Origin of the sequence: Cellulomonas jepli, from assembly GCF_047229345.1 — a bacterium.
In the GTDB taxonomy this organism is placed as follows: domain Bacteria; phylum Actinomycetota; class Actinomycetes; order Actinomycetales; family Cellulomonadaceae; genus Cellulomonas_A.
This window is the reverse complement of the sequence record NZ_JBFTER010000057.1, coordinates 22,420-28,767: the sequence shown is the minus strand read 5'-3', so window position 1 is coordinate 28,767 and position 6,348 is coordinate 22,420. Positions and strand designations below refer to the sequence as shown.

Annotated in this window: 8 protein-coding genes; 3 read left to right on the top strand and 5 right to left on the bottom strand. The window is 77.6% G+C overall.

Annotated features, from left to right (window positions below; all coding sequences use genetic code 11):
* Positions 1 to 71 precede the first annotated feature (71 nt).
* Positions 72 to 497 (top strand): molybdenum cofactor biosynthesis protein MoaE, encoded by a 426-nt coding sequence (locus AB6N24_RS13945; protein ID WP_412869991.1) that lies wholly within the window; start codon positions 72 to 74, stop codon positions 495 to 497.
* Between the two features lie 16 nt (positions 498 to 513).
* On the opposite strand, the gene AB6N24_RS13940 is transcribed toward AB6N24_RS13945, so the two are convergent.
* Positions 514 to 1,458 (bottom strand): helix-turn-helix transcriptional regulator, encoded by a 945-nt coding sequence (locus AB6N24_RS13940; RefSeq protein WP_412869990.1) that lies wholly within the window; start codon positions 1,456 to 1,458, stop codon positions 514 to 516.
* A 177-nt stretch (positions 1,459 to 1,635) separates the two neighbouring features.
* Here AB6N24_RS13940 and AB6N24_RS13935 point away from each other — a divergent pair, with 177 nt between their 5' ends.
* Both AB6N24_RS13935 and moaA read left to right on the top strand, forming a co-directional pair.
* On the top strand, positions 1,636 to 2,184 hold the full coding sequence (locus AB6N24_RS13935; protein ID WP_258726341.1) for a MogA/MoaB family molybdenum cofactor biosynthesis protein: 549 nt from the start codon (positions 1,636 to 1,638) through the stop codon (positions 2,182 to 2,184).
* Complete coding sequence (moaA, locus tag AB6N24_RS13930) at positions 2,184 to 3,173, top strand: GTP 3',8-cyclase MoaA (protein ID WP_412869989.1); 990 nt, start codon at positions 2,184 to 2,186, stop codon at positions 3,171 to 3,173. The genes AB6N24_RS13935 and moaA overlap by 1 nt, the downstream gene beginning before the upstream one ends.
* Positions 3,174 to 3,185: 12 nt before the next feature.
* Here moaA and AB6N24_RS13925 read toward each other — a convergent pair whose 3' ends face one another.
* The 4 genes from AB6N24_RS13925 to glp form a co-directional block, all read right to left on the bottom strand.
* A complete protein-coding gene (locus tag AB6N24_RS13925; RefSeq protein ID WP_412869988.1) occupies positions 3,186 to 3,422 on the bottom strand; it encodes a MoaD/ThiS family protein in 237 nt (78 codons plus the stop codon).
* A 1-nt stretch (position 3,423) separates the two neighbouring features.
* A complete protein-coding gene (locus AB6N24_RS13920) occupies positions 3,424 to 4,512 on the bottom strand; it encodes an NTP transferase domain-containing protein (protein ID WP_412869987.1) in 1,089 nt (362 codons plus the stop codon).
* 61 nt (positions 4,513 to 4,573) lie between these two features.
* Complete coding sequence (gene moaC, locus AB6N24_RS13915; protein ID WP_412869986.1) at positions 4,574 to 5,047, bottom strand: cyclic pyranopterin monophosphate synthase MoaC; 474 nt, start codon at positions 5,045 to 5,047, stop codon at positions 4,574 to 4,576.
* Positions 5,044 to 6,270, bottom strand: coding sequence for a molybdotransferase-like divisome protein Glp (gene glp, locus AB6N24_RS13910; RefSeq protein ID WP_412869985.1), 1,227 nt, complete (start codon positions 6,268 to 6,270; stop codon positions 5,044 to 5,046). The genes moaC and glp overlap by 4 nt, the downstream gene beginning before the upstream one ends.
* Between the last annotated feature and the right edge of the window lie 78 nt (positions 6,271 to 6,348).

The following is a 6,348-nucleotide window of genomic DNA, read 5'->3' as shown; positions in this document are numbered from 1 at the left end:
GTCCGGGCGCGGGTGCGGCGCGGGCGCGGGCGCCGAGGCGGGCGGTCCGCGAGCCCCCGTACGCTGGCGCCGTGACGACGGTCCGCGCACGCCTCGACGCCGCCCCTCTCGACCTCGCGCGGCACGTCGCCGAGGTCTCCGGCCCGCGCGCGGGGGCGGTCGCGTCGTTCGTCGGGCTCGTGCGCGACCACGACCCGGGCGCGACGGGCGAGGTCACCGCGCTCGAGTACTCGGCGCACCCCGACGCGGAGCGCGTCCTGACGGCGATCGCCGCCGAGCTCGCCGACGACCCCGACGTGCTCGGGCTGACGGTGAGCCACCGCACCGGGACGCTCGGCGTCGGTGACGTCGCGATCGTCGCGTGCGTCGCGACCGCGCACCGGGCGCACGCGTTCGACGTGTGCCGCACGCTCGTCGAGCGCGTCAAGGCCGAGGTGCCGATCTGGAAGAAGCAGCTCGAGGCGGACGGCTCGCACACGTGGGTCGGGCTGACCTGACGGACGGCGGGCCGCGTCAGGCGCGGGCGCGGACCTCCACCACGGCGGTTCCCCCGACGGACCGCGGGGGCACGCCGCCCGGCCCCGCCACCGAGCCCGGCCCCGCCACCGAGCCCGGCGCGTCGCCGGGCTGAGCCCGCTCCCCCACCCCGCGCCGCGAGAGGTGCAGCACGCAGCGCTGGGCCCCGGTGACCCGCTCGAGCCGGTCCGCCACGAGCGGCCCGTCCCGCTGGCCGAGCACCCCGCGCGAGAGCCCGAGGTGCACGCTGCAGACCACCTCCGGCCGCTCGCGCGCGAGGTCGACGAAGGGGCAGCGGTTGAGCCGGACCTCGAGGCCGTCGCTGCACGGGTCGGGCGCGAAGCCCAGGTCCTCGAGGTGCTGCTCGAGCGCGGCGAGCTGCGCCTGCTCGAGGGGCGCGACGGCGGCGGTACCGGCTGCGTCGGGCTCCGGGCGCCCGTGGGGCCCGAGGTCGGCGCACCGCGGCACGTCCGAGCCGAGCGTGCGGACGCCGGGCGCCCCGGCGGACGACGGCGACGGCGACGGCGACGGCGACGGCGACGGCGACGGCGACGGCGACGGCGCGAGCGTCGCACCCCACGCACGTCCGGCCGTCTCGGCTGCGGACTCCGCCGACCCCAGCCGCCGGCCGTAGCCCGCGACGAGCACGTGGACGAGCTGCTCGCGCGCCCACGCGTCGGTCGTGACGGCCGCGGCACGCTCGAGCGAGCGGTACAGGATCCGGGGACGCCCGCGGGTGCTCCGGCGCTCGGGCTCGCGGGCGACGAAGCCCGAGGCGACGAGCTGGTCGAGGTGCTCGCGCGTGGTGTTCACGTGGAGCCCCACCTCGCCGGCGAGGGCGTCCACCGTCATCGGGCCGCCCGTGCGCTGCAGCAGGTGGAGCATCGTGACGCGCTTGTCCGACGCGAGCACTCGGTAGGCGCTGGCCCGTCGGTCGACCATGCCCCGAGTGTGCTCCGCGGTCGGTGCCCAGTTCCGGGACCTTCGGGCCGCCGCGGGAGACCCGCCGGCGCGCTGACCGGCGACGAGGCCCTGCCGGAGGCCGCCACGCCCCCTCGGGAGCCGTCCGGGGACCGTCCGAGATGCCGGATCCGCCCGTGCCGTCGGTACGGTGGGCGTATGCACCTGCCCTCCGGCGTCCACCCCACCCACGACCCGGGAACCCTGCACGACCCGGGCGCGACGCTCGTCGGGCTGCCCGCCGCGGTGGTCGTGGCGTCGGACCGCTCGGCGCGCGGGGAGCGCCCGGACCGGTCCGGCCCGCTCGCCGTCGAGCTCCTGCGCGACGCCGGCATCGCCGCAGAGCAGCCGGTCGTCGTGCCCGACGGGCGCCGCAGCGTGCAGGCCGCGATCCACCAGGCGCTGTCCTCCGGTGCGCGGCTCGTGATCACGAGCGGGGGCACCGGGGTCGGGCCGCGCGACCAGACCCCCGAGGGCACGCGCAGCGCGATCGTGCGCGAGCTGCCGGGCCTCGCGGAGGCGATCCGGCGCGACGCCGCGCAGACCGTCCCGACCGCGGTCCTCTCCCGCGGGCTCGCCGGTGTGAGCGCGACGGGCTCCGTGGTCGTCAACCTCCCCGGCTCGCCGGACGGCGTCCGCCAGGGCCTGCGCGTGCTGCTCCCGCTGCTCCCCCACCTGCTCGACCAGCTCGACGGGGTCGACCACTGATGCTGGTCGACCGCTTCGGCCGGGTGCACCGCGACCTGCGGATCTCCCTGACCGACCGCTGCTCGCTGCGCTGCACCTACTGCATGCCCGCCGAGGGCGTGCCGTGGCTGCCGGGCTCGACGCTGCTGACGACCCCCGAGCTCGTGCGGATCGCGTCCGTCGCGGTCGCCCACGGCGTCACCGAGATCCGGCTCACGGGCGGCGAGCCCCTGCTGCGGCCCGACGTGGTCGACGTCGTCGCGGCCATGGCGGCGCTCGACGGCCCCGAGGGCTCTCCCGAGATCTCACTGACCACGAACGCGCTGCGCCTGCCCGCGCTCGCCGCCCCGCTCGCCGACGCGGGGCTCGCGCGCGTCAACATCTCGATCGACACGCTCCAGCGCGAGCGGTTCCGCGACCTCACGCGCCGCGACCGGCTCACGGACACGCTCGCCGGGATCGCCGCCGCGGACGCCGCCGGCTTCCGGCCGATCAAGCTCAACGCGGTCGCGATGCGCGGGGTCAACGACGACGAGCTCGTCGACCTCGTGCGCTACGCCGTCGACCGCGGCTACGAGATGCGGTTCATCGAGCAGATGCCGCTCGACGCCGGTCACACGTGGGCGCGCCGCACGATGGTCACCGGCACGGAGATCCTCGAGCGCCTCGCCGAGGCGTTCACGCTGACGGAGATCCCCGGACGTGGTTCGGCGCCCGCGGAGCGGTGGCTCGTCGACGGCGGCCCCTCCACGGTGGGCGTCATCCGCTCGGTCTCCGCGCCGTTCTGCGGGGCGTGCGACCGGGTCCGCCTCACCGCGGACGGCCAGCTCCGCTCGTGCCTGTTCGCGCGGACCGAGACCGACCTCCGGACGATCCTGCGCGAGGGTGGCACGGACGAGGACCTCGAGGCAGCGATCCGCACGTGCCTCGCGGGCAAGCAGCCGGGGCACGGGATCGACGACCCGACGTTCCTGCAGCCGGACCGCCCGATGAGCGCGATCGGCGGCTGACGCGAGGAGCGCTCAGCCGCCCGCGAACGGCGGCAGGACGTCCACGACGTCACTCCCCCGGACCACCGCGTCGTCGTCCGAGCGGACGCCGTCGACGAGCACCGAGCACCGGCCGAGCACCTGCGCGAGCTCGTCGCCGTGCGCGGCGAGCATGCGCGTGCGCAGCTCCCCGACGGTGGTCCCGGCGAGCTCCTCGGACTCGGTCCCGGCCGCCTCGGCGGCGCCGGCGAAGTAGCGCACGAGCGGCACGTCAGGCCTCCGTGCCGCCGGGCGCGCCGGCGCGCTCCTGCCAGCCGGCGGCGAGGGCGCTGGTGCGACGCATCGCCTCGTCGAGGCCGACGGTGCCGCTCGCCACGGCGTAGCCGAGCAGGAACGTCGTGAGCGGGGTGGCCGGACGGGCGACGCCGTGCGCCGCGTCCCGGGCGACGTCGAGGAGACCCGCGACGTCGACGACCTCGGGGTCGACGCCGAGCTCCGCGGACAGCGCGCGGACCCACGCGTCGAGCGGGGTCGCGGGGGCGGTCTCGCCGGTGTCGTCGGACGCGGTCACGGGTACCTCCGGAGGTCGGGTGCTGCGGGTCACGGGTCGTGCGTGTCGTGCGGCTCGTGGGTGCTGCGGGTCGCCGGCCACCGGGGCGGCGGCCGCGGCGGTCGGGCCGTCGCCATCGTCCCACCGCTGCGGCGCCGCGCGGGTGCCCGGACGTGCGACGACGCCCGCGCCGGGCAGGGCGAGGCCGTCGAGCGCACGCACGTCCTCCCACGTGTCGACGTCGGCCGCGGCGGACGCGTCGTCGGGCACGCGGGCGAGCGTCAACGGCGTCAGCAGGGCGCGGACCGACGCGCCGCGCACCGTGCGGTCGTCCCGCCCCGCCGCCAGCGCGGCCAGGGCCCGGTCGAGGTCCGCACGCCGGTAGAGCCCGACGAGCGGCTGGTCGCGCCCGCCCGCGTCGACGAGCACCGCACCGGAGACGGTGCCCCCGGCGCACGCCGCGACGAGGTGCGGGACGGCCACGGCCGCACGCGGGACGTCGCACGCGAGGACGAGCACCCACGGCGCGGGCTCGTCCCCCGCCCGCCCGAGCGCCGCGAGCCCCGCCGCGATCCCCGCCACGGGTCCGCCGTCGGGCGGGTCCTCGAGCGTCCGCAGGACCCCGGCGGGCACGGCCACCGAGTCGGGCGCCACCACGACCGTGCGTCGTGCGCCGTCCCCGGCCGTGGCCGCGTCGAGCACGTGCGCGAGGAGCCGCCGCCCGGACACGACCACGTCGGGCTTCGAGACGCCACCGAGCCGCCGGGCCCGCCCGCCCGCGAGCACGAGCGCGTCGTAGGTCAGCGGCACCGGGCCCTCGGCGCAGGGCGCCCCGTCCTCGCGGGGTGCCCGGTCGGCACCGGGCGACCGCTCAGGAACGGGTCCAGTCACCGGACTTCCCGCCCGACTTCGCCACCAGCCGCACGTGCTCGATCTCGACGGACTTGTCGAGGCCCTTGAGCATGTCGACGACCGCGAGCGCCGCGACCGACACCGCGGTGAGCGCCTCCATCTCGACGCCGGTGCGGTCGGCGGTGCGCACGGTCGCGGTGACCCGCACCCCGTCGGCGTCCGGCTCGACGTCGACGACGACGCCGTGCACGCCGATCACGTGCGCGAGCGGCAGCAGCTCGGCCGTGCGCTTCGCCGCGGAGATGCCCGCGACGCGCGCGACCGCGAGGACGTCGCCCTTGGGCACGTCACCGGCGTGCAGGACGTCCATGACGTGCCGCGGCGCACGGACGTAGCCCTCGGCGGTCGCGGAGCGCACGGTCGGCTGCTTCGCGGTCACGTCGACCATGCGGGCGTGGCCCGCGGCGTCGAGGTGCGTGAACGGGCCGCTCACGAGGCGATCCGCACGACGGTCACGTGGTCACCCTCGTCGACCTGCTCGACGTCGGCGGGCACCACGGCGAGGCCGTCGGCGGCGGCGAGGCTCGCGACGAGGTGCGACCCGGAGCCCCGGGCCGCTGCGGGGCGCACGAGGACCTCGCCGTCGTCCTCGGCGATCGTCACCGGGATGTGCTGCTCGCGGCCGGCGGGCGAGCTCCAGCCCTGCGCGACGCGTGCGCGCAGCCGGGGGCGCTCGAGCGCGGCGCCGGACAGGCCGCGCAGCCGCAGGATGGCCGGGCGCACGAACGCCTCGAACGAGACGAACGCGCTCACGGGGTTGCCGGGCAGCGACACGACGGGGGTCCCGTCGGGCAGCAGGCCGAAGCCCTGCGGCTTGCCGGGCTGCATCGCGACGCTGACGAACGACATCCCGGGCAGCGGCGCGAGGACCTCCTTGACGACGTCGTACGCGCCGACGCTCACGCCGCCGGACGTCACGACGAGGTCCGCGGCGGGGTACTGCGCCCCGAGCGCCTCGGCGAGCAGGTCCGGGTCGTCGGGCACCACGCCGAGGCGCTGCACCCGCGCACCCGCAGCGGCCGCGGCGGCGGCCAGCAGGTAGGAGTTGGAGTCGGGGATCTGGCCGCGGCGGGGCGCGACGCCCGGGGTCACGAGCTCCGAGCCGGTCGCGAGCACCACGACCACGGGACGACGGTGCACGACGACCTCGGCCCGCCCGACCGACGCGACGGCGGCGAGCCGGTACGGCGTGAGCTCGGAGCCCGCGCGGAGCACGACGTCCCCGGCGCTGACGTCCTCCCCGACGCGGCGCACGTGGCGGCCCGCGGGCGACGGCTCACGCACCTCGACCTCGACGATCCCGGCGTCGGTGACCTCGACCGGCACGATCGCGTCGGCGCCGGGCGGCAGCGGTGCGCCGGTCATGATCCGCGCCGCGTCGCCGGCCCCGACGACCGGCTCGGCGTCGCTGCCCGCCGCGAGGTCCCCGACGACCCGCAGGTGCACGGGGGCCTCGGGCGTCGCCCCCGCCACGTCGGCCGCCCGGACGGCGTACCCGTCCATCGCCGAGTTGTCGAAGCGCGGCAGCGCCTCGTGCGCCGTCACGTCCTCCGCGAGCACGAGCCCGGCACCGTCCTCGAGCGCGACGGTGTGGGCGGCCGTGGGGACCACGAGCCCGAGGACGGCGTCCCGGTGCTGGTCGACCGTGCGAATCATGGGACCTCCTGGCGTCGGGGGAACCACGCTAGCGGCCGGGGCGACCGTGGTGCACGGAACGCCCGCACCGAGGTCGGT

What these genes read in the sequence shown, in the direction of transcription:
- AB6N24_RS13940 (WP_412869990.1), bottom strand. Translation starts at nt 1,458, where the DNA reads ATGGTCGACCGACGGGCCAGCGCCTACCGAGTGCTCGCGTCGGACAAG.
- AB6N24_RS13935 (WP_258726341.1), top strand. Translation starts at nt 1,636, where the DNA reads ATGCACCTGCCCTCCGGCGTCCACCCCACCCACGACCCGGGAACCCTG.
- moaA (WP_412869989.1), top strand. Translation starts at nt 2,184, where the DNA reads ATGCTGGTCGACCGCTTCGGCCGGGTGCACCGCGACCTGCGGATCTCC.
- glp (WP_412869985.1), bottom strand. Translation starts at nt 6,270, where the DNA reads ATGATTCGCACGGTCGACCAGCACCGGGACGCCGTCCTCGGGCTCGTG.